General features: G+C 45.2%; 20 protein-coding genes, 1 other RNA gene and 1 other annotated feature. Of the genes, 4 read left to right on the top strand and 17 right to left on the bottom strand.

Going from position 1 to position 22,607, the window contains the following annotated elements; all coding sequences use genetic code 11:
• The first annotated feature begins 35 nt into the window (after positions 1-35).
• A complete protein-coding gene (locus V756_RS0112190) occupies positions 36-1,301 on the top strand; it encodes a replication-associated recombination protein A (protein ID WP_024714899.1) in 1,266 nt (421 codons plus the stop codon).
• Positions 1,302-1,341: 40 nt separating this feature from the next.
• Here the strand turns inward: V756_RS0112190 and V756_RS0112185 are convergent, their stop codons facing one another.
• From V756_RS0112185 to V756_RS01000000122310, 5 genes are all read right to left on the bottom strand, one after another.
• The gene (locus V756_RS0112185) at positions 1,342-2,106 is read right to left on the bottom strand and encodes a tRNA threonylcarbamoyladenosine dehydratase (RefSeq protein WP_024714898.1); all 765 of its coding nucleotides are present in this window, start codon (positions 2,104-2,106) and stop codon (positions 1,342-1,344) included.
• Positions 2,107-2,189: 83 nt separating this feature from the next.
• A non-coding RNA gene (gene ssrS / locus V756_RS0112180) (6S RNA) lies at positions 2,190-2,382 on the bottom strand.
• 60 nt (positions 2,383-2,442) lie between these two features.
• Complete coding sequence (gene aspS, locus V756_RS0112175; RefSeq protein WP_024714896.1) at positions 2,443-4,221, bottom strand: aspartate--tRNA ligase; 1,779 nt, start codon at positions 4,219-4,221, stop codon at positions 2,443-2,445.
• Between the two features lie 13 nt (positions 4,222-4,234).
• Positions 4,235-5,509 carry a histidine--tRNA ligase gene (gene hisS / locus V756_RS0112170; protein WP_024714895.1) on the bottom strand — a complete coding sequence of 425 codons (1,275 nt, stop codon included), beginning with the start codon at positions 5,507-5,509 and terminating at the stop codon, positions 4,235-4,237.
• Between the two features lie 78 nt (positions 5,510-5,587).
• Positions 5,588-5,819 (bottom strand) — a binding site (T-box leader).
• A 59-nt stretch (positions 5,820-5,878) separates the two neighbouring features.
• Positions 5,879-6,049 (bottom strand): YrzK family protein, encoded by a 171-nt coding sequence (locus V756_RS01000000122310; protein WP_032682093.1) that lies wholly within the window; start codon positions 6,047-6,049, stop codon positions 5,879-5,881.
• Between the two features lie 132 nt (positions 6,050-6,181).
• Here V756_RS01000000122310 and V756_RS0112160 point away from each other — a divergent pair, with 132 nt between their 5' ends.
• A complete protein-coding gene (locus V756_RS0112160; protein WP_024714894.1) occupies positions 6,182-7,735 on the top strand; it encodes an N-acetylmuramoyl-L-alanine amidase family protein in 1,554 nt (517 codons plus the stop codon).
• A gap of 26 nt (positions 7,736-7,761) precedes the next feature.
• On the opposite strand, the gene dtd is transcribed toward V756_RS0112160, so the two are convergent.
• From dtd to comN, 8 genes are all read right to left on the bottom strand, one after another.
• Entirely contained in the window at positions 7,762-8,202 is a 441-nt protein-coding gene (dtd, locus tag V756_RS0112155; RefSeq protein ID WP_024714893.1) for a D-aminoacyl-tRNA deacylase, read from the bottom strand.
• Positions 8,203-8,214: 12 nt separating this feature from the next.
• The gene (gene relA / locus V756_RS0112150; RefSeq protein WP_024714892.1) at positions 8,215-10,416 is read right to left on the bottom strand and encodes a GTP diphosphokinase; all 2,202 of its coding nucleotides are present in this window, start codon (positions 10,414-10,416) and stop codon (positions 8,215-8,217) included.
• A 168-nt stretch (positions 10,417-10,584) separates the two neighbouring features.
• A complete protein-coding gene (locus V756_RS0112145) occupies positions 10,585-11,097 on the bottom strand; it encodes an adenine phosphoribosyltransferase (RefSeq protein WP_024714891.1) in 513 nt (170 codons plus the stop codon).
• Between the two features lie 5 nt (positions 11,098-11,102).
• Positions 11,103-13,463 (bottom strand): single-stranded-DNA-specific exonuclease RecJ, encoded by a 2,361-nt coding sequence (recJ, locus tag V756_RS0112140; protein ID WP_024714890.1) that lies wholly within the window; start codon positions 13,461-13,463, stop codon positions 11,103-11,105.
• A 66-nt stretch (positions 13,464-13,529) separates the two neighbouring features.
• Positions 13,530-13,853, bottom strand: coding sequence for a LapA family protein (locus tag V756_RS0112135; protein ID WP_024714889.1), 324 nt, complete (start codon positions 13,851-13,853; stop codon positions 13,530-13,532).
• A 77-nt stretch (positions 13,854-13,930) separates the two neighbouring features.
• Positions 13,931-14,428 carry a cation:proton antiporter regulatory subunit gene (locus V756_RS0112130; RefSeq protein WP_024714888.1) on the bottom strand — a complete coding sequence of 166 codons (498 nt, stop codon included), beginning with the start codon at positions 14,426-14,428 and terminating at the stop codon, positions 13,931-13,933.
• Positions 14,429-14,582: 154 nt separating this feature from the next.
• Positions 14,583-16,796 (bottom strand): protein translocase subunit SecDF, encoded by a 2,214-nt coding sequence (secDF, locus tag V756_RS0112125; RefSeq protein ID WP_024714887.1) that lies wholly within the window; start codon positions 16,794-16,796, stop codon positions 14,583-14,585.
• Between the two features lie 38 nt (positions 16,797-16,834).
• Entirely contained in the window at positions 16,835-17,131 is a 297-nt protein-coding gene (gene comN, locus V756_RS0112120; protein WP_019259048.1) for a post-transcriptional regulator ComN, read from the bottom strand.
• 114 nt (positions 17,132-17,245) lie between these two features.
• On the opposite strand from comN, the gene spoVB reads away from it, so the two are divergent.
• The gene (gene spoVB, locus V756_RS0112115; RefSeq protein ID WP_024714886.1) at positions 17,246-18,802 is read left to right on the top strand and encodes a stage V sporulation protein B; all 1,557 of its coding nucleotides are present in this window, start codon (positions 17,246-17,248) and stop codon (positions 18,800-18,802) included.
• Between the two features lie 3 nt (positions 18,803-18,805).
• Here spoVB and V756_RS0112110 read toward each other — a convergent pair whose 3' ends face one another.
• Positions 18,806-19,462 carry a DUF421 domain-containing protein gene (locus V756_RS0112110; RefSeq protein WP_024714885.1) on the bottom strand — a complete coding sequence of 219 codons (657 nt, stop codon included), beginning with the start codon at positions 19,460-19,462 and terminating at the stop codon, positions 18,806-18,808.
• Between the two features lie 185 nt (positions 19,463-19,647).
• Here V756_RS0112110 and V756_RS0112105 point away from each other — a divergent pair, with 185 nt between their 5' ends.
• Entirely contained in the window at positions 19,648-20,037 is a 390-nt protein-coding gene (locus V756_RS0112105; RefSeq protein ID WP_024714884.1) for a TIGR04086 family membrane protein, read from the top strand.
• Positions 20,038-20,091: 54 nt separating this feature from the next.
• Here the strand turns inward: V756_RS0112105 and yajC are convergent, their stop codons facing one another.
• The 3 genes from yajC to queA are packed head-to-tail and all read right to left on the bottom strand — an operon-like array spanning position 20,092 to position 22,600.
• Positions 20,092-20,358, bottom strand: coding sequence for a preprotein translocase subunit YajC (gene yajC / locus V756_RS0112100; protein ID WP_024714883.1), 267 nt, complete (start codon positions 20,356-20,358; stop codon positions 20,092-20,094).
• A 41-nt stretch (positions 20,359-20,399) separates the two neighbouring features.
• The gene (tgt, locus tag V756_RS0112095; RefSeq protein WP_024714882.1) at positions 20,400-21,545 is read right to left on the bottom strand and encodes a tRNA guanosine(34) transglycosylase Tgt; all 1,146 of its coding nucleotides are present in this window, start codon (positions 21,543-21,545) and stop codon (positions 20,400-20,402) included.
• 26 nt (positions 21,546-21,571) lie between these two features.
• Entirely contained in the window at positions 21,572-22,600 is a 1,029-nt protein-coding gene (gene queA, locus V756_RS0112090) for a tRNA preQ1(34) S-adenosylmethionine ribosyltransferase-isomerase QueA (RefSeq protein WP_024714881.1), read from the bottom strand.
• Positions 22,601-22,607 lie beyond the last annotated feature (7 nt).

The raw sequence follows: 22,607 nt of genomic DNA, 5'->3' as shown, positions 1-22,607 counted from the left end.
TCCGTTACCCTGTAATTAAGTAAGGAGAGATGATGATGAAGCCATTGGCATATCGGATGCGTCCGACAAAAATAGAGGATATTATCGGCCAGCAGCATCTGGTGGCTGAAGATAAAATTATCGGCAGAATGGTTCAGGCAAAACATTTGTCATCCATGATTTTGTACGGGCCGCCCGGAATTGGAAAAACATCAGTCGCAACAGCAATCGCCGGTTCGACAAGTATTGCTTTTCGAAAGCTGAATGCTGTCATTAACAATAAAAAAGATATGGAAATCGTAGCCCAGGAAGCGAAAATGTCGGGTCAGGTGATTTTGATTCTGGATGAAGTTCACAGGCTGGATAAAGGGAAACAAGACTTTCTTTTGCCCTATTTAGAAAACGGGATGATCATTTTGATCGGAGCAACCACGGCTAACCCGTATCATGCCATTAATCCGGCGATCAGAAGCCGGACACAGATCTTTGAGCTTGAGCCGTTAACACCCGAACTGATAAAACAGGCGCTGGAACGGGCGCTTCATGACGAGCATCGGGGCCTTGGCGCGTATTCTGTATCCATTGATGATCAGGCAATGGAGCATTTTGCCCGCGGCTGCGGCGGAGATGTCCGCTCCGCTTTAAACGCGCTTGAACTGGCCGTGTTGTCAACGAAGGAGTCAGCCGGCGGCGTCATTCACATTACATTAGAAACCGCGGAAGAATGTTTGCAGAAAAAGAGCTTTTCTCACGACAAAGATGGTGATGCGCATTATGATGTATTGTCCGCTTTTCAAAAATCGATCCGCGGCTCTGATGCCAACGCCGCTCTTCATTATTTAGCGAGATTAATTGAAGCTGGCGATCTGGAAAGCATCGCAAGAAGACTGCTTGTCATCGCCTATGAAGATATCGGCTTAGCAAGCCCCCAAGCCGGTCCGAGAGTGCTGCACGCTATTCAGACTGCTGAGCGAGTCGGGTTTCCCGAAGCGCGAATCCCGCTGGCCAACGCGGTCATTGAACTCTGCCTCTCGCCGAAATCAAACTCAGCCATTCTGGCAATCGACGAGGCGCTGGCTGATATCAGAGCCGGAAAAATCGGAGATGTGCCGAAGCACTTAAAAGATGCGCATTATAAGGGAGCTCAGGAATTAGGAAGAGGGATCGACTATAAATACCCGCACAATTACGACAACGGCTGGGTCGAACAGCAATATCTCCCTGATCCTCTAAAGAATAAACAATATTACAAGCCGAAACAGACAGGGAAGTTCGAATCCGCCTTAAAACAGGTGTACGACAAATTAATGAAAAGAAAATAAAACAAAAACAGCCTTGATGATAGTCAAGGCTGTCTATGCGCTACTTATCCTTCACGCGTTTGATTTCAATGTCTTTTAAAAGATCCATGACAACATGTCCGCCCATGATCAAACCTGCGACTGATGGCACAAACGCATTAGAGGATGGCGGCATTTTTGCTTTGCGGATTTTCGCCTCGTCATTTCCCACTTCTTTTCTGACATCTTCCCGAATGACAATCGGGCTTTCGTCAGAGAAAATCACTTGAACGCCTTTTTTGATGCCCTCTTTGCGTAATCTCGTACGGACGACCTTCGCAATTGGATCAGTGTGCGTTTTTGAAATATCTGCGATTTGGAAGCGTGTCGGGTCCGTTTTGTTCGCGGCACCCATGCTGGAAATGAGCGGAATATCCCGTTTCAGACATTCTTTCATTAAATGAATTTTATAATGAATCGTGTCTGACGCGTCAATGACATAGTCGAGATTATAGTCAAAAAATTGCTCATACGTTTCTTCCGTATAGAACATTTTTAACGCGATCACTTCACACTCCGGGTTAATGTCTGCGATCCGCGCTTTCATTAAATCAACTTTCGGCTGTCCGACAGTTGAAAGAAGAGCATGAAGCTGACGGTTTACATTTGTAATGTCCACATCATCTTTGTCGACAAGCAAAATGCGGCCGACACCCGACCGTGCGAGTGCTTCTGCCGCGAATGATCCGACTCCGCCGACCCCAAGCACTGCCACCGTGCTGTTTTTCAGCGTTTCAAGGCCTTCTTTTCCGATAGCTAATTCATTGCGTGAAAACTGGTGTAACAAGAACCTCACTCCACATTCGTATTCTGGTTTTCATCTATAAAATGGCTGATTCATGAGCAGCCGTTTTTTCTGCGCACAAAAAATAAAGTCCCAATAGTGCCGTTGCAGCTTTCCTTTGTTTTGAACCCGCTCTCAGCAGGTGGGTGCCCTCTTTTAAATCTTGTAAGTCCTCTTTACCGAATGAAAAGAGGCATGTACGCCATTTAAAAATGCGGGCTCCCAAATCAAAAAAATGTTCGGTCAAAACTAGGTGTACAACTAACACATCAGGACTTTATTTAACTTGTCAAAATCATATCACAGACGATTTTAATTTTCAAGAATCCAACTGCCCAATTAGTTCTTCACTTTTTTCTTGATGGAAAGGTGAAGCTCATCAAGCTGGGCGTCGCTTACTTCGCCCGGCGCTTCTGTCATCAGGCAGCTTGCGCTTGCCGTTTTCGGAAACGCAATTGTATCTCTCAGGTTCGTACGTCCTGCGAGGAGCATAACGAGACGGTCTAAGCCGAGCGCGATTCCGCCGTGCGGAGGAGCGCCATATTCAAATGCTTCCAGCAGGAATCCAAACTGTTCAGCCGCCTCTTCTTTTGAGAAGCCAAGAAGCGCAAACATTTTTTCCTGAATATCCTTTTCGAAAATACGGATAGAACCGCCGCCAAGCTCATAGCCGTTTAAGACAAGATCATAGGCTTGCGCTTTTATGTCCTCAGGCGCTGTTTCAATCAGTTCAAGGTCTTCTCGGACAGGCATTGTGAACGGATGGTGGGCTGCGTAAAAACGTCCTTCCTCCGGATCATGCTCTAAAAGCGGCCAGTCGATGACCCATAAGAAATTGAACAGGTTTTCGTCAATCAGTCCCCGTTCTTTCCCAAGTTTTAAGCGCAGGGCGCCGAGTGATGCGGCTACGATTTCGAATTTATCTGCTCCGAACAGTAGCAAATCACCTTCAGCAGCATCAAGTGCTTCAATCAGCGCAGACTGTTTTTCTGCATCAAAGAATTTGGCGATCGGGCCCTTCACTCCGTCCGCCTCAACTTTCACCCAGGCAAGTCCTTTCGCCCCATAGTTTGCAGCAAAAGTGCCAAGAGCGTCAATGTCTTTTCTGGAGTAATCACCGGCTCCTCCTTTTACATTAATCGCTTTGACAACACCGCCGTTTTCCACAGCTGATGAAAATACTTTAAAGTCGGTATCCTTCACAATGGTAGACACATCTGTCAAAAGCATGTCAAAACGTGTATCAGGTTTATCAGAACCGTATTTGTTCATCGCTTCGTCATATGTCATGCGAGGCAGAGGAAGCTTGAGCTCCACACCTTTTGTATCACGCATAATCTTTGCCATCATGTCCTCAGCCAATGACATAATGTCTTCCTGGCTCATAAAGGACATTTCAATATCGATTTGCGTAAACTCTGGCTGGCGGTCCGCACGCAAGTCTTCATCACGGAAACAGCGGGCGATCTGATAGTAGCGTTCAATGCCGGATACCATCAGAAGCTGTTTAAATAGCTGCGGAGACTGCGGCAGCGCATAAAATTCACCTTCGTGCACACGGCTCGGCACCAAGTAGTCACGTGCGCCCTCAGGTGTGCTTCCTGTTAAAATCGGCGTTTCAATATCAAGAAATCCATTTTCATCTAAAAAGCCGCGAGCCGCTTTCGTCACGTTATGGCGCAGCTGCATCGTTTGATACATAGCCGGTCTGCGCAAATCTAAGTAACGGTATTTTAAACGGACGTCCTCTGATACCTCTTCTGCTTGATCAGAAATCGCAAACGGAGGTGTCTTTGCAGCATTTAATACGGTCACTCCATCGGCGTGAATTTCAATCGCGCCTGTTTTCAAATTCGCATTGACTGTTCCCTCTTCACGCGCCACTACTTTACCTTGAATATCAAGCACGTACTCATTTCTGATGCCTTCAGCAATAGCAAGCGCTTCTTTTGACACATCAGGGTTAAAAACGACTTGAACAATTCCCGTACGGTCACGCAAGTCAATAAAAATCAGTCCGCCGAGGTCCCGTCTTTTTTGGACCCAGCCTTTCAGCGTTACGGATTCACCGATTGCTTTTTCAGTTATTTCGCCGCAATAATATGTTCTTCCAAACAATGCGTTCCACTCCTTATCCCTTTTGGTTTGCCTTCATCACATGTATAAATTCATCAAGTGCCACTTCAATCTGTTCGCCTGTCTTTGCATCCTTAACATTGATTTTATTTTGAGCAAGCTCATCTTCACCCAAAATCGCAATAAATCTCGCTTTCAGGCGGTCAGCCGTCTTAAACTGGCCTTTCATTTTCTTATTTTCATAATCGATTTCACTGGAAATGCCTGCTTCTCTCAGTTTGTACACCAATGAGACAGAATAATCCTTGGCTTTCTCGCCGAGTGTGACAATGTAGCAGTCGATCCCCTGATCAACTGGCAGCTCTCTTTTTTCAGCATCAATTGCGGCAAGCAGGCGTTCAATGCTCATCGCAAATCCGATGCCCGGTGCTTCAGGCCCGCCGATTTGTTCGACAAGTCCGTCGTAGCGTCCGCCTCCGGCAAGTGTCGTAATTGCGCCGAAGCCCTCCGCATTGCTCATGATTTCAAATGCAGTGTGGTTGTAATAATCCAGGCCTCTCACAAGGTTAGGATCAATTTCATACGAAATGCCAAGATCGTTTAAGTATTGCTTTACTTTCTCAAAATAAGCGGCTGATTCTTCATTTAAATATGTCAGAATCGATGGCGCCGATTTCATCAGCTCATGATCCCGGTCTTTTTTGCAGTCCAAGATTCTGAGCGGGTTCGTGTGCAGCCGTGACTGACAGTCTGAACAAAACTCTTCAATGCGAGGCTCAAAATGTTTCACGAGCGCTTCTCTGTAGGTTTTGCGGCTTTCTTGATCACCGAGACTGTTTATGACAAGCTTAACGTTTTCTAAGCCTGCTTTTTCATAAATACTCATCGCAAGCGCCATCACTTCTGCATCGATGGCAGGGTCTTTCGAGCCAATCGCTTCAATTCCAAATTGATAAAACTGGCGGAAGCGGCCCGTCTGCGGACGTTCGTAACGGAACATCGGCCCTACATAATAAAGCTTTGTCGGCTGAACAGGATTTGCGAACAGCTTGTTTTCATTAAAAGCGCGAACCGCCGCGGCTGTTCCCTCCGGACGAAGCGTCAGGCTTCTGCCTTTGCGGTCCTGGAAGGTATACATTTCTTTTTGTACGATATCCGTAGATTCTCCGACGCCTCTGGCAAACAGTTCCGTATGCTCAAAAATCGGCGTGCGGATTTCTTTATATTGATAAGTGCGGCAAGTGTCTCTCATGATTTGTTCAACAAACTGCCAGCGATCTGATTCTCCTGGCAGAATGTCCTGTGTTCCTCTTGGAATGTTATATCCCATATGAAGACCTCCTTATGTCAATTACAATTATCGTTCATGATGAAAATAAAAAAACTCCCGCCCCTACTATAAATTTATAGTAGGGACGAGAGTTATACCCGTGGTGCCACCCTAGTTGGAATATGTTCATATTCCCGCTCGATCCTTTAACGCAGGTTCACGTTCACTGCCTAATGACGGAATTAACGCGTTCAGCAGGAAACCTCCGGAGTGTTGTTTCGCGAAAGACGCAATGGGATCCGCTTTCAGCCTGGGGCGGTTCCTCTCTAGTCATGCAATCTGACCTACTCTTCTCCATTATTGGTTCAAATTTTTCATCATTTGCTATGTACTCAATTTCTATTATAATAATGGGATTGGGGTTCTCTGTCAAGCTTTATTCCGGTTGTTTTTCCTCGTCGCTGCTTCTTTGGACATAAGACCAAATTCAGATGCTGTTTCAGTAAGGTAACCGGTCGTATCGGGATCTGCATGATCGCTGTAATGCAGATTGGCTTCACCGTCGTGAAATGCACGTCCCATTTTTGGATGATATTTCATGATTTGCACACCTTTTTGATTGTATTTACGCCTAGTATAAACAAATCATTTTATTTTTATTTAAAAATCAGAAAGGACTTTACGATATTAAGCAAGAATGCTTTTTTAATGATCATCAGAAAGGAGGACATAATGAGCAAGAAATACTTTGTTCTTATTGTATGTATTATTTTCACCGGGACCCTGTTCCCGACTTTTTCTGCCGTTACAGCCGCACAGGGAGAAGCGGTTATCGCAACAGATGACATGAACGTCAGAAGCGGCCCTGGACTTAGCTACGGCATTACAGCGAAAGTGAAAAAGGGCGAGCATTACCCCATTTTAAAGGAAAATGGAGACTGGGTGCAGATACAGCTTGGCTCCGGAAAAAAGGGTTGGGTGGTCTCCTGGCTTATTACAAAGAAAGACCAAGCCGGCACAAGCTCTTCAAAAGGCAGTGACACTGTTACATCAACAGACCCCGATCTGCGGATGAGAACCGGACCGGGCACTTCATACGAAGTCATCGGCAAATTCCCGCAAGGCAGCCAGGCGTCTGTCCTTGAGAAAAATTCCGGCTGGATCAAGATTTCCTACAAAAATGCCACCGGATGGGTATCGTCTGAATATGTCACGTCAGGCAGCAGCAGATCAGCGTCTGCTAAGAGTGGTCAAACTGAATCTTCCGCTGCTTCAGCAGGCACGGTCGGTGTTTCTTCACTAAATGTAAGAGCCTCCGCCTCACATGACGCCGCAATTATAACGAAACTAAATCGCGGAACGAAAGTGGCAGTTCTAAACGAGAAAAATGGCTGGGCTCACATCGAGGCGAACGGGCACAAAGGCTGGGTTGCAAGTCATTACCTTTTGACTAGTTCTGATCCAGCTGAAGATTCAGCAAATGCCGGCAGTTCATCCTCCGCCAAAAAAGCCTATATCGTATACGGAGGAACGAATATCAGAAGTGATGCGTCAACATCCGCTTCGACTGTTGAGCGTGCTGCAAAAGGCGACTCGTACACCATCACCGGTTCAAAGGGAAGCTGGTATAAAATAAAGCTTCATAACGGGCAAACTGGTTATGTGGCCAATTGGGTGGTCCAAACGTCTAAAAGCGCGGAAGAAGCAGGTGAACCCCCTGTTTCTGGTTCACACTCCGGAAATGGTTCTCTGAACAACAAAACGATTATTGTTGACCCGGGACACGGAGGAAAAGACAGCGGAACGATCGGTTATTCAGGTCAATTCGAGAAAAACTTGACGATCAAAACAGCGAAATTGCTTGCCGGTAAACTCAGATCAGCAGGAGCAGATGTGTATGTGACACGCCAAGATGATACCTTTGTCAGCTTACAGGCACGGGTCTCTACGTCTCACTATCGCAACGCCGACGCTTTTATCAGCATTCACTATGACAGCTATGCCGATACTTCCACAAGAGGCAGCACTGCTTATTACTACAGTCCTGGCAAAGATCAGGAACTGGCATCTGATGTCCACTCTGAAGTGGTAAAGCGTTCTTCTATTCCCGACCGCGGCGTGTTATTCGGAGATTATTATGTGCTCCGTGAAAACAGGCAGCCCGCTATGCTCTATGAGCTGGGTTATGTCAGCCACCCGCAGGAAGAAGCCATTGTACATAGCAATTCATATCAGGAAAAAGTAACAGACGGGATCGAAAGCGGATTAGAGAAGTACTTCAAATAAAAAAAGCTGCCTCTTGGCAGCTTTTTTTATTTGGAATCCATCATAAGCGTGACCGGTCCGGAGTTTGTAAGCTGAACATCCATCATCGCTCCAAACGTTCCGGTCTCCACTTTGATTCCTTTTTCACGAAGCAGATCGTTCCATTTTTCATAAAGGCCTAAAGCTTTATCAGGTTTGGCGGCGTTCATGTAGTTTGGACGGCGCCCTTTTCTCGTATCTCCGTAAAGCGTAAACTGCGAGACAGATAAAATCTCCCCTCCTATATCTAAAAGAGACAGATTCATTTTTCCTTCACTGTCATCGAAAATACGAAGATTGACAATTTTATCAGCTAAATAAGCGGCATCCGCTTCTGTATCCTCGTGAGTGATGCCGACCAGCACCATCATACCTTGTCCAATTTGACCGACGACCTCTTCATCCACAGTAACGCTTGCTTCTGTTACTCGCTGAACAACTAATCTCATTTTTTAACCCCTTTAGTTCATGACGCGGCGCACAGAATAGATATCTCTTATCTGTTTAATGCGCTCGACGACTTTGTGCAAGTGATTGATGTTCTGAATAAAAATTGCCATATGAATGGTTGCCACTTTATTGCGATCCGATTTGCCTGAGACAGATGAAATATTTGTTTTCGTTTCATTCACTGCCTGAAGAACCTCATTTAGCAATCCGCGGCGGTCATAACCAAGAATCTCTATCTCAACGTTGTATTCCTTGCGCTTTTGAACCTGTGACTCGTGTTCCCATTCTACCGGAATCAGCCGCTCCTGAGCTTCGTTCGTTTTGACATTCGGACAGTCTTCACGATGGACGGAAACCCCTCTGCCTTTTGTGATAAATCCGACAATATCGTCACCTGGTACAGGATTGCAGCATTTTGATAAACGGACAAGAAGATTGTCGATTCCTTTGACGCGAACGCCGGCTTCTCGTTTTCTGCCCTGTTGGTATGGCTTAGGCTCAGTGACTTCCTGAACGATCTTTTCCTGTTCTTCCTGATCGCGCTGCTTTCTCTCTTTTTCCGTCAGGCGGTTTGCCACTTGCAAGGCTGTAATGCCATTGTAGCCGACCGCTGCGTACATATCCTCTTCATTTGAGAAATTAAACTTATCCGCAACCTTCTGGATATTCTCCGGCGTTAAGACATCCTTCACTTCAAAATCTAGATTTTTAATTTCTTTTTCAACAAGCTCACGGCCTTTTTCGACGTTTTCTTCGCGCCGCTGTTTCTTAAAGAATTGACGGATCTTATGCTTTGCCTGAGAGGTTTGGGCAAGCTTCACCCAATCCTGGCTTGGACCGTAGGAATGCTTGGAAGTGAGAATTTCAACGATATCACCTGTCCGCAGCTTATGGTCCAGCGTCACCATTTTTCCGTTTACTTTGGCACCGATTGTTTTATTGCCGATTTCAGAGTGAATTCGATAAGAAAAATCAATCGGCACTGAACCGGACGGAAGCTCGATTACATCTCCTTTTGGCGTAAAGACATACACCATGTCGGAAAACAAATCGATTTTGAGCGATTCCATAAACTCTTCTGCATCTGTTGATTCATTTTGGAATTCTAAAATTTCACGGAACCAAGAAAGCTTTTTCTCAAAGGTTGCGGCTTCATTAGCCGCTTTCCCTTCTTTATAAGCCCAATGAGCCGCAACCCCGTATTCCGCAATTTCATGCATTTCAAAGGTGCGGATCTGCACCTCCAGCGGATCGCCTTTAGGCCCGATCACCGTTGTATGCAGCGATTGATACATATTTGGCTTCGGCATTGCGATATAATCTTTAAATCTGCCGGGCATCGGCTTCCAGCATGTGTGAATGATGCCGAGCACCGCGTAGCAGTCTTTTATGCTATTCACAAGAATACGGACAGCCAGTAAATCGTATATTTCATTGAATTGCTTATTTTGCAGCACCATTTTTCGATAAATGCTGTAAATATGTTTCGGACGTCCCGAGAAGTCAGCTTTGATATTCACTTCTTCGACACGTTTCTTCACTTCATTGACAACCTCATCGACATAAAGCTCACGTTCTGCGCGCTTCTTCTTCATAAGGTTGACAATTCTGTAATATTGCTGAGGATTCAAATAACGGAGTGCCGTGTCTTCCAATTCCCACTTAATTTTTGAAATCCCGAGACGATGCGCCAAAGGAGCAAAAATCTCCAGCGTTTCATTGGAAATTCTCCGCTGTTTTTCCTGAGGCAGGTGCTTCAGCGTCCGCATATTGTGAAGACGATCCGCCAGCTTGATCAGTATGACCCGGATATCTTGAGCCATAGCGACAAACATTTTGCGATGATTTTCCGCCTGCTGTTCCTCTTGTGATTTATATTTAATTTTACCGAGCTTTGTTACGCCGTCCACAAGCATTGCCACTTCTTCGGAAAATGCTTCTTTCAGGTCATCGAGCGTCACATTTGTATCTTCCACGACATCGTGCAGAAATCCGCCCGCGATGGTGGAAGGGTCCATTTCAAGATCAACGAGAATCCCCGCAACTTGAATCGGATGAATAATATATGGCTCGCCCGATTTGCGGTATTGCTCGCGATGAGCATCTTCAGCGTACAGATATGCTTTTTCAACAAATGCGATATGCTCATCAGATAGATAACTGCGCGCTTTATCAATAACCTGCTCGGCAGTCAATACTTGTTCGTTCGCCATGGAATCACCTTTTTTAGAATGTAAACTGTATTGTAGTTAATTATCAAGAAAAAAACGAAAGATGTAAAGGGCAGAAGTACAAATAGCCAAATATTATATAAAATAAATGCCAAACAATAGGAAAAAAGCACCCTGACACGGAGTGCTTTTTTCGTTATGCGATTATCCTCAGTATTTCATCAATGTTAGTATGTCATAATCTTCAAGCTTTTCTCTGCCATCAAGGTAAGAAAGCTCGATCAAGAAAGCGATGCCAGCAACAACGCCGCCAAGCTCTTCAACAAGTTTGATTGTGGCTTCAATGGTGCCGCCTGTCGCAAGCAGGTCATCTGTAATAAGCACACGCTGACCCGGTCTAATCGCATCTTTGTGGATCGTTAATACGTCTTTTCCGTATTCCAAGCCGTAGTCCACTTTGATCACTTCACGAGGCAGCTTGCCTTCTTTGCGGACCGGCGCAAAACCTACGCCAAGCGCGTAAGCAACGGGACAGCCGATAATAAAGCCGCGCGCTTCCGGGCCGACGACCAAATCAATTTGCTTTTCTTTCGCATATTCAACGATTTGATCTGTGGCATAACGGTATACCTCGCCTTTATCCATCAGTGTCGTAATATCTTTAAATTGCACGCCCTCTTTCGGGTAATCCGGTACAATTGTTACGTATTGTTTTAAATCCATCTGTTTTATGTCCTCCTCGTACTTTCACAAGCCTCTGAATCTTGTTTCATCAGCTTATTCAGCCATTCCTTCAGCTCCTCAGCAGAAGAATAATTCAGCTTTTGATCCAGTTCCATCAGCTGCTGTTTCGCTTGATATGTTTGTGAGTCTGTTAAGTCGCGTTTCTTTACTCCGCTAACTACAGACAGCACACCATTCTCTATTTTAACAAAACCTAGATCAAAAAACACCTTTGTCATGAAATTGATTGTTTCAACGGACCAGCCTTTATGTCTTGCGAGCTCTGAACCGTGTTTTTTTACGTCAAAAGCGCCTCTTTTCAGCAAGAACGCATAATACCATTTGAAGTGGTCTCTTGCGGGAAATGTTGATAAAAAGTGGTCCTCTTGATTGAGAAAAATGAAATATAACCGCTCAGGCGCTTTTCCTTCCAGCAAACGTGCAAGCATGTCCAACGAAGGCGGCGGATCCAGCAATACAATATAGGCGCCATTAAGGTCTAACGCCTTCGCTTGTTCTTCAGAGCTGATGACGTGCACTTCACGGCGAAGTTCTTCAGCCTGAAGAAGTGTTGTTGAGTCTTCTTTGAAAGAGACTATGGCCCGTTTAGCTGATGGAAGGACGGAAACCGTATCTTCCCACATCCGTTTTCCTCTTAAATCAAACAGCTGCCATTCAGAAACAGCGGCATCCTTAATCATAAGCTGCGGCTTTTTTCGATTGTTCCATTCGTTGATTGACATCTCACCGACTATGGAAATTCTAGAGCCCGGTACGATGCCTTCTTCAAGCTCACCTTTATTAAAACCGACGCAATCAAGCTGAGACGACTCATTTCTGACCGTCATTTTGACATGATTTTTATTAGCGCCGATCTTGCGGACATCTTCCAGCACAGCATTTTCTACGAGAACGTGCGGTTTCGGGTTCAGCATGCCGAATGGAGACAGCATGTTCATCTCTGTGATGCTTTCAACTGTAATATCCTCGACACCGCAGACGAGATCGACTTCCTGTACAGGAATAAAATCCTCTTCCGTAAGCGTGTTTTCAGCTATTTCATTCAGCCTGTTTCGCAAATCCGGCACATCTGCTGCATTCAGCGTCATCCCTGCCGCCATTGGATGGCCGCCGAAATGAGGAAGAATATCTCTGCATTCAGAAAGGCTCTCGAATAAATTAAAGCCCCTGATGCTTCTGGCCGAGCCTTTAGCAATTCCTCTTTCTTCGTCAATGCCAAGCACAATGGCCGGGCGGTAGAAACGGTCGACAAGCTTTGAAGCCACAATTCCAACGACTCCCGGATTCCATCCGGCTTTGGCCACGACGATTGCAGTTTGCTCGAGACCTTGCTGTTCAACCATTTCAATCGCTTCATCCGTCATTTTGCTGACCATCTTTTGGCGCTCTTTGTTCAGCCGGTCAATTTCTGCGGCAAGCTCTTCCGCTTCAAACGAATCCTCCGACATGAGCAAATGAACGGCGGGATCTGCCTGTTCGATTCTTCCGACAGCATTCAGCCTTGGTGCCAGCTGGAACCCAACTGTTTCTTCGTTCGCTTCTCCGATGTCTCCGCCAGACAGCTTCATCAGCTCTTTTAAGCCCAGCCGATTCGTGCGCCGAAGCCTTTCAAGTCCCAGTGTTGCAATTAATCTGTTTTCATCATGCAGCGGGACAAGATCAGCAATCGTGCCGATTGCCGCCAGGTCAAGCAGTTCATCCGGGAGTTCGCCCAATAAAGCGTGAGCAAGCTTAAACGCCACTCCGACCCCGGCCAGCTCCTTAAACGGGTAGGTGCAGCCCGGCTGCTTCGGGTGGACGATCGCGTGGACATCTGGAAGCTCCGGCCCCGGCTCATGGTGATCGGTAATAATGACATCCAGCCCGAGTTCCTTTGCCACCTTTGCTTCATGCACAGCGGCAATTCCTGTATCAACCGTAATAATCAAAGAGAAGCCTCGTTCTTTTATCGAACGAAACGCCTGTTCATTAGGGCCATATCCTTCGTTAAAGCGGTCAGGTATATAAAAATCAACTTGTGCCGACAGCTTTTGCAGCGTGTGCAGCATCACTGACGTACTGGTAACTCCATCGGCGTCATAATCGCCATATATCATAATCTGTTCTTGTTGTGCAATCGCCTGTTTTATTCGCTCTGCCGCTTCTCTCATGCCCTTCATTTCAAAAGGGTCATAAAAATCGGCATCCTTTGTATGCAAAAACAGCTTTGCGCTTTCTGCCGTATCAAAGCCTCTTTTTACAAGCAGGGACGCAACAAGAGGTGTTATATGCAATTGTTCTGTGAGTGATTTGACCTTATCCTGATCTGGTCGCTGGATTTCCCATCGCATTTTTGACGCTAACATAAATTCACCCCTCAACCACCCTATTATACTAGAGCAGACTGAGGGGTTTCAAATATTATTCGAAAACTAGTCTTTTTTCTCAAGTCTGGCTGATGCATCTTGTGTGTCGTTCAGATCAGCAAGCTGAGTATCTTCTTGTTTATGTATTGCCGTTTCGTTTTCTTTCCGCAGCGCTTTTATTTCCCGCTTTAATTTCATCACCTGAAAAATACCGACAGAAAACACAATCAGCGCTCCCATTAAAACCGAGCCTAAAATGACGAGAATAAGCGGCCATTCCGATCTGCCAAACAGGTAATCAACTTCAACCGATCTTACATTAATGACTGCAAAAATAGCGACAATTAAGGTAAAAATAAGTGCGAAAATAATCGTCCATTGTTTATTCATTTTCTATCCCCCAACATTTACTTACCTGAGGTAACTTTCCCTATCAAGACCGGTTTTAAACATTTCCTGACGCTAGGTCAAGCCTCATTTGCGGTTAATTTTTCCCGGATCAGCCTCTTCAGCCTGTTTCTCTCACCGGACATCACAAGGGTATCGCCCTCATCAATGACTGTATCAGATCCCGGAGGTAATTGTTTTTCTTGATTCTTTTTAATGATCGCAATAACAGTCACATGGTATTCCTGCCCTGCATCCAAATCACCTATTGTATGACGAATGGCCGGCGCTCCAATTTCCACTTTGAACCATTCTATCATCAAATCATCAAGGGCTGCCTCGACGCTTTCAAGTGCTTTCGGTTTATATACCATTCCTCCGAGAATTGCAGAAATCTGTCTAGCTTCAGCGTCATCAAACTGCACGGAAGCAACACACTCTTCATGATCGTTTCCGTCAAAAATGTATAGCTCTCTCCGTCCGTCATGATGAATGATAATTGAAATTTTATTGCGGTTTCTAGTCACCATTTCAACTTTTCGCCCTATGCCCGGCAGCTCTGATTCGCGAACCCTCATATATAACCCTCCTACATCTCTGAAAACAGTCACAAACACTTTTACAGCATCTATATGTTTAAATGTAAGCGTATGCCATTATAGCAAATGTCCATTTTAAGTTCAATGAAACTTCAAAAAACAGGCTGCCCCGAAAAGGACAGCCTGATATTTTTTACTGCGCCGAATCTTTTTTCAGTTCTTTTCCTTTCCATGCAAGCCAAATTTGCGCTGCAATGTAGAGAGAGGAATAAACGCCTGTTAACAGCCCGATCAATAAAGCAATGGAGAAGTTGGTAATAGATGATGCTCCAAAGATCAGCAATGTCACAACAACAATTACAACAGTTAATACAGTGTTAATAGATCGTGTAAAGGTTTGCTGCAGGCTCAGGTTTACAATGTGGTTCAGCTCGGCAAATGTTTTCGGCTTGCGCTTTTTCATATGCTCCCGAACCCTGTCAAATGTAACGATAGTATCGTTAATGGAATACCCGATAATTGTCAGAATGGCGGCGATGAAGGTAACATCTACCTCAAGCCTTGTAATGCTGAAAAACGTGACGATGAAGAATGCGTCATAAAGCAGTGAAGCGATTGCGGCAATGGCCATTTTGTATTCGAATCGGATCGAAACGTAAATGATAATGCCAATAGAAGCGATAGCAACTGCATAAAGCGCATTTCTCGCCAGCTCTTTACCGACTGTCGGTGAAACTGTGCTGACATTCGGCTCTGATCCGTATTTGTCTTTGAAATACGTTTTGACTTTTGCAATGGTTTCTTTATCAGGCACCCCGACAAAACGGGCAACACCGACATTGCTCTTTTCGCCTGACAGAACAACGGTATCAGGATCCATGCCCAGAGATTGAAAGTCCTTCTCCACCTGCTCTGTCGTCAGCTTATGGTCGCTTTGCACTTCAATCCGCGCGCCGCTCGCAAAGTCAATGCCAAGGTTCAGCTTGAACACAAGCAGGATAATAATCCCGGCAATCGTGACAGCGCTGGAGAAAATAAAGAAATATTTGCGCTTGCTCGTGAAATCCCATTTTTGGAACGGTGTATGCGGCTCTGTATTTTCGTCCGTATCCTGAATATTCATAATATGTTTCTTATTGACGCCAAACCAGCCTTTTTTCCGATCAAGCCATCTGCTTTCCACTAGGAGAGCGAGAAGAAATCTTGATAAGAAAACGGCAGTGATAAAGCTTGTCAAAATCGACAGAATCAGCATCGTCGCAAACCCTTTAACAGAGCTTGTCCCAAAGATAAAGAGCACAACCGCTGCAATAATTGTTGTAATGTTCGCATCAAAAATCGTCGCAAATGACCGTCTGTTTCCTGAGCGGAAGGCAGAGCGGACAGACTTGCCTAGCTTAAGCTCTTCTTTAATCCGCTCATAGGTGATGATGTTGGCATCAACAGCCATCCCGACCCCTAAAATGAGTGCGGCAATTCCCGGAAGCGTAAGTACAGCATTCATCCAGTCAAAAATCTGAAGTGTAATGTAGATATAAACTGATAGCGTAATCACCGCTATAAATCCCGGCAAACGGTAATAGAAAAGCATAAATAAGAAAATAATTGCGATACCGACAATACCGGCAAACACCGTATCATGAAGCGCCTGCTGGCCAAATTGTGCGCCTACTGATGTTGAATATTTTTCAGTCAGTTTTACAGGAAGCGCGCCGGCGTTTAAGATGCTGGCTAAATCTTTAGCTTTTTGAGCTGTGAAATGTCCTTCAATTTTTACATCAGTTGTATTTAGCTCCTGACTTACATTTGGAGCGGATACAAATTTAGGATGCTCTTTTTGAACTTCTTTCTTAAAGGAATCGCCTTTTTCGTAATCTAGCCAAATGACAAGCTGATTGTTTGGCGCCATCTTCATAACCTTTTTGGTCACTTCACCGAATTTATCAGCGTCTTTCAGTTTGATAGTGACAATCGGTTCGTTTGTTGTGCTGTCATATGTTTGTTTAGCTCCATTTTCAACGAGATCAGCACCGTTCAGCAGTTCCTTATCATTCGCATCTCTGAAAGAAAGCTGCGCTTCAGTCGCCAAGATTTCACGCGCTCTGTTTTGGTTTGTCACCCCAGCGAGCTGAACGCGAATTCGGTTATTCCCTTCAATTTGGATGTTCGGTTCGCTGACACCGAGGACATTGGCCCTGCGGTTCAATGCCTCTACTGTGCTGACCAGAACGTCTTTTGTGATTTTGTCACCTTTTTTTACGGGCTGTACATCATACAGCACCTCAAATCCGCCTTGCAAATCCAATCCTAACGTAATATTGTTCGCAGCAGGCTTCGTCAAGTAGCCCAAGCCCGTGCCGATCAATAATACGAAAAGGAAAAACGCAATCAAGCGTCCTTTTTTCATTATGTATATCCTCCCTTAAACCTGTGCGAATCGATCTGCTATCTCAGCAGTTCTTCCAATGCTTCCTGTCCTTCTTCACTGCCCAGCCAATTAGACGTTTTGAATGACTCAACGGTTGCATAGTTCATAAATTCGCCAATTTTCACTGATAAGATATCGCTCGTCATTTCATAAATGTGCAGTTCCGTTTTCTTTTTCCACTTCTTATCTGTTAAGTATGACCACAAACTTTCGAGTTCAACATCATCATACCCGAGAATCTTAAACTCTTCCAGTTTGCTGTAAAGAAACGGCCTGACGTGGTCTTTATATAGATCCGCGGGATGCTTCTCCACGATTCCACGCTCCTTTTTTATTGTTTTTTAAGAAGACTTGTCATGCTTGGACGACATATACGCATATCTTTATTGTATATGATTACAGGTAGTTTGAGAAGGCAGGGGGTAAAAATGGCGAAACAGACGTTTTTAAAGGGCACTCTTATCCTTATCGCAGCAGGAATGGTGACAAGAATGCTCGGGTTTGTCAACCGGGTGGTTATCGCCCGTTTTATCGGTGAAGAAGGAGTCGGGCTTTTCATGATGGCGGCGCCCACCTTTTTCTTGGCCGCTACATTAACTCAATTCGGTCTGCCGGTCGCGATCAGCAAGCTTGTGGCTGAAGCCAGCGCGCGCGGAGATCATCAAAAAACGAAAAATATTTTAGTTATGTCTCTGACCATCACTGGAGTGCTCAGCCTGATCTTTACACCGCTGTTTCTGTTTTTCGCCCCGGTTATGGCTGAAACGATGCTGACTGATAAGAGAACATTGTATCCGCTTCTGGCCATTACACCGGTTGTGCCGATTATTGCCATATCGAGTGTGCTGAGGGGGTACTTTCAAGGAAAACAGAATATGAACCCGCTTGCTGTATCCCAAGTCCTTGAACAGGTGATCCGCATTTCACTTGTCGCTGTCTGCACAACGATTTTTCTCCCTTATGGAATTGAATATGCCGCAGCAGGAGCAATGCTATCCTCAGTAGCAGGAGAGCTGGCATCACTTCTTTATTTATTCGTTTGCTTTAAATATAAAAAGACCATTAAAATCAGAAAACATTTTTTCCAGTCTATTAAAAACGGAAAACACACCTTTACCCAATTAATGAGCGTCTCCCTTCCAACTACCGGGAGCCGCTTTATCGGCAACCTCTCTTGGTTTTTCGAGCCGATTGTCGTCGCCCAAAGCCTTGCCATCGCAGGAGTGGCGACAGTTGCCGCCACAAAGCAATATGGGGAGCTGACCGGCTTTGCCATGACCCTGCTGACTCTGCCCAGCTTTATTACATATTCTTTGTCGACCGCGCTGGTTCCTGCGATCAGTGAAGGAATGGAGCAGAAAAAATTGCAGGTGGTGGAATACCGCTTGGAACAGGCCATGCGTCTTTGTCTGCTCAGCGGAGGCATTTCAGTTGTCATTTTATTTGTATTTGCGGATGAGCTGATGACGGTGATGTACGGCTCCTCAGGCGCAGCTGTATTTATAAAAGTGATGGCTCCGTTTTTTCTGCTTTATTATTTCCAAGGCCCTCTTCAAGCAGTACTGCAGGCGCTTAATTTAGCAGGAGCGGCGATGATGAACAGCTTAATAGGAGCACTTGTCAAAACAGGTCTTATTTTTGTCCTTGCCACCAGGCCGTCTCTCGGTATCATGGGCGCGGCATTAGCTATTGTGACAGGCATGGTGCTCGTGACGCTGTTGCACGCGGCGACCGTAAGCAAGGTGCTGCCGATCAGCATCAAAATCAAGGAGTACGCGCTCAGCTTCGCCGTTATTGTGATTTCTGGATTTATCAGCTCTGCCATCAAACAATCTGTAAGCTTTGGGTCGTCCGAAGCTGTGAATGTCGCCGGGTGGATCGCAATGAGTGCATTAATCTATATTATCCTCCTGCTCGTTTTCCGTTTAATTAAAAAAGATGAGCTTCGCCGCATTCCTATTATCGGACGGCTGATCATCCGCTAAAGGTTACGTGCGGCGCCCATCTTTTTCGTCAATAAATAACTTTCCGTCAGTAAACGAGCAAAAGGAAATGTTTGAAGGATTGGAATATCCGTGTTTTCGTAGCTTTTCATACAGCCACTGTTTGTCTTTGCCGATTCTGGACAGGTTTTCGGTTTGAATGGATCCGTCTATAATGAGCGGCATTTCGAGCTGCCGATGCTCTCCGCTGTTTTCTTTCTTCACTACAGTCAGCTTGCCTGACGGCTCTAAAATCGCAAATGATACGTCAGCTACTCTGTCGACATTATTTTCCCTGAGCTGGACGATTAAATCATCAAAATTATATCGCTGTGATTTCATGGCAGCTTCGTCTATTTTTCCATATTTAATAATAATCGTCGGCTTTCCGTCAAGGAGCTGGCGGACTTTTCGGTTCTTTAAGGATAAATAGGCAAACGTCACTTGAATCAGCATTAACACAAGCATTGGCAAAATGGTGTGAAACAGATGGTCCTCTACGTTTTCTATGGCTAAAACGGCAATTTCAGCCATCATGATAAAGACAACGAGGTCTAAAATACTAAGCTCTCCGATTTCCCGTTTACCCATTAAACGAAAAATAACCAGGATGACAAAATACAATACGATTGTGCGAAACGTAATAGTGAGAAGCTCTTCCATGATGCACCTCCGACTCATCATAGGATGCTACAAAACGAACAATTTATGTAAAAACCAATCGTATTTCATAAAGCTTTTACGTCTAATTCATGAGGGGAGGGAATACATTTTTACAAAGACGAGCCATCAGCATATCTGACGGCTTAGAACAGAAGCCTTTTAATACAGGCAGAGAGGAGACATTCATGGAGGAAACAAAACAAGTTGGAAAAGGCATTCTATACGGCTTAATTGCCATTTTCTCAGCCATGCTCTTAACGAGTTTAGCAGTTTCCCTGTTACTGACGGCAACCTCGCTTGAAGAGTCATCATTCAACTGGCTGATCAACGCTATCTCATTTCTTTCTTTATTTATCGGCGGGTTCATTTCGGGCGGGAAAGGGAAGGAAAGGGGCTGGATGATCGGGGCAATGACTGCCTTAAGCTTTTCTATGATTATTTTGTTGTTTCAGTATTTAGGATTCGGAAAGACTTTTACAGCGGAGCAGCTTCTTTTTCATCTTGGATTTTTAGGAGTGTGCATGCTGGGCGGGATTTTTGGCGTAAACATGAGGGGAAACAGGTCTTCCACATAAAAAAAAGAGCGGGATCACCCGCTCTTTTTTGTTTGCTATGTACAGCTCCTGCTGTTATTCAGCAGCAGAAACTTCTCTGATCGCGCGTCGGTCGAATGTAAGACGTGTGTTATCTCCAGTCTTAATGACGACTTTGCTTTCGTCGATAGAGTCAACAGTGCCGTGCAATCCCCCGATTGTCACCACTGAATCGCCTTTTTTCAGTTCCTCCTGCATTTGGCGTACATTCTTTTGCTGCTTTTGCTGAGGACGAATCAGCAAGAAGTAAAGAACCGCAAACATTAAAATAATAGGAACCAATGTACCTAAAGTGCCAGTCATAATTTTCACCCCTTTCTGTAAGCCAGTTTTTCATTTTTATTTTAGAAGCTTTTCGCATTTGGCTTATTGTAGCCGTAACGCTCAAAGAACTCTTCTCGGAAATCACCCAGACGATCCTCGCGAATAGCCTGTCTCACCTGCTCCATTAAGTGTAACAGAAAATGAAGGTTATGGTAAGTTGTTAATCGAAGGCCAAACGTTTCATTGCAGCGGATCAAGTGTCTGATGTACGCGCGAGTGTAGTTTTTACATGTATAGCAATCACACTCTTCGTCAATTGGACGGAAGTCTCTTTCGAATTTCGCATTTTTCATATTGAGACGGCCTTCAGCAGTAAACACTGTGCCGTTTCTTGCAATCCTGGTAGGCAGCACACAGTCAAACATGTCGACCCCGCGGATTGCTCCGTCAATCAGCGCGTCCGGAGAACCGACTCCCATCAGATATCTCGGTTTATCCTTCGGCAAAAGCGGTGTTGTAAACTCAAGCACACGGTTCATGACATCCTTGGGTTCGCCGACAGATAATCCGCCTATAGCATAGCCCGGAAAATCAAGGGAAATCAAGTCCTTCGCGCTTTGTGTGCGCAGATCTTCATATTCTCCGCCTTGTACAATGCCAAACAGCCCTTGCTCATCCTGACGGCTATGGGCATTCAGGCAGCGTTCTGCCCAGCGGCTTGTCCGTTCAACTGACCGTTTCATATAATCGTACTCTGCCGGATACGGCGGACATTCGTCAAACGCCATCATAATGTCAGAGCCGAGTGCGTTTTGGATCTCCATCGCTTTTTCCGGAGATAAAAACAGCTTGTCTCCATTTAAGTGATTGCGGAAATGAACACCCTCCTCCTCTATATTACGAAACTTGCTTAAAGAAAAGACCTGAAAGCCGCCGGAATCGGTTAAAATCGCGCGGTCCCAGTTCATAAATTTATGAAGCCCGCCCGCTTCCTTGACAATATCATGTCCGGGGCGGAGCCATAGGTGATAAGTGTTGCTTAAAATGATGCCCGCATCCATTGCTTTCAGCTCTTCAGGTGACATCGTTTTGACTGTCGCCAGTGTGCCCACAGGCATAAACACCGGCGTTTCAAAGGAGCCATGAGGCGTATGGACTTTTCCCAGACGCGCTCCTGTTTGTTTGCATTCTTTTATAAATTCATAGCGTATTGGTTGTTCAGCCACTTTTGATGAGGCCTCCTGTTCTCAAATTATAAAATCAGCATCGCGTCTCCGAAGCTGAAGAAACGGTATTCCTCTTCCACCGCATGATGATAAGCGCGCAAAACGTTTTCTCTTCCCGCAAGCGCACTGACCAGCATAATCAGCGATGATTTTGGCAAATGGAAGTTTGTAATCATTCCGTCAATGGCTTTAAATTCATAGCCCGGATAAATAAAAATAGATGTCCAGCCGCTTGATGCTTTAAATTGCCCGTCATGTTCCCCGGCAATGGTTTCAAGCGTGCGTGTTGATGTCGTGCCGACAGATATAATCCGTCCGCCATTTTCCCTTATTTTGTTTAAGGCTGCGGCCGTTTCTTCTGACATTTGATAAAACTCCGCATGCATATTGTGCTCTTCCACGTCATCGGCACTCACAGGGCGAAACGTTCCAAGACCTACGTGCAAAGTGATGAACTCAATTTGCACACCTTTGTCTTTCAGTTGCTGCAAGATTTCTTCTGTGAAGTGAAGGCCCGCAGTAGGCGCGGCCGCAGAGCCGATTTCTTTAGAATATACAGTCTGATAACGCTCTCTGTCATCAAGCTGTTCTTTAATATATGGCGGGAGCGGCATTTCTCCAAGGGATTCCAGCACCTCGTAAAAAATACCGTCATACTGGAATTCCATTTTTCTGCCGCCGTGCTCAAGCTCTTCCGTGCAAATTGCCTTCAATCTTCCGTCTCCAAATGTGACAACGGTTCCTTTTTTCACCCGTTTCGCCGGTTTCGCAAGTGTTTCCCAATTGTCACCGGTTTCCTGTTTCAACAAAAGCAGTTCCACTTTCGCCCCGGTATCCTCTTTCGTCCCGAATAACCGCGCAGGCAGCACACGGGTATTGTTTAATACAAGACAATCTCCTTCTTTAAAGAAGCTGATAATGTGTTTAAACGAGCTGTCAGTCAGCTCTCCTGTATGTTTATCAAGCACCATCAGCCTTGAAGCATCACGCTGCTCCAATGGCACTTGTGCAATTAAACGTTCCGGTAGTTCAAAATCAAATAAATCGACTTTCATGATGATT

It is taken from the genome of Bacillus tequilensis KCTC 13622, assembly GCF_000507145.1.
GTDB lineage: Bacteria > Bacillota > Bacilli > Bacillales > Bacillaceae > Bacillus > Bacillus tequilensis.
Note: the sequence above shows the minus strand (reverse complement) of the source record. Positions and strands in the feature narration are given on the sequence as shown.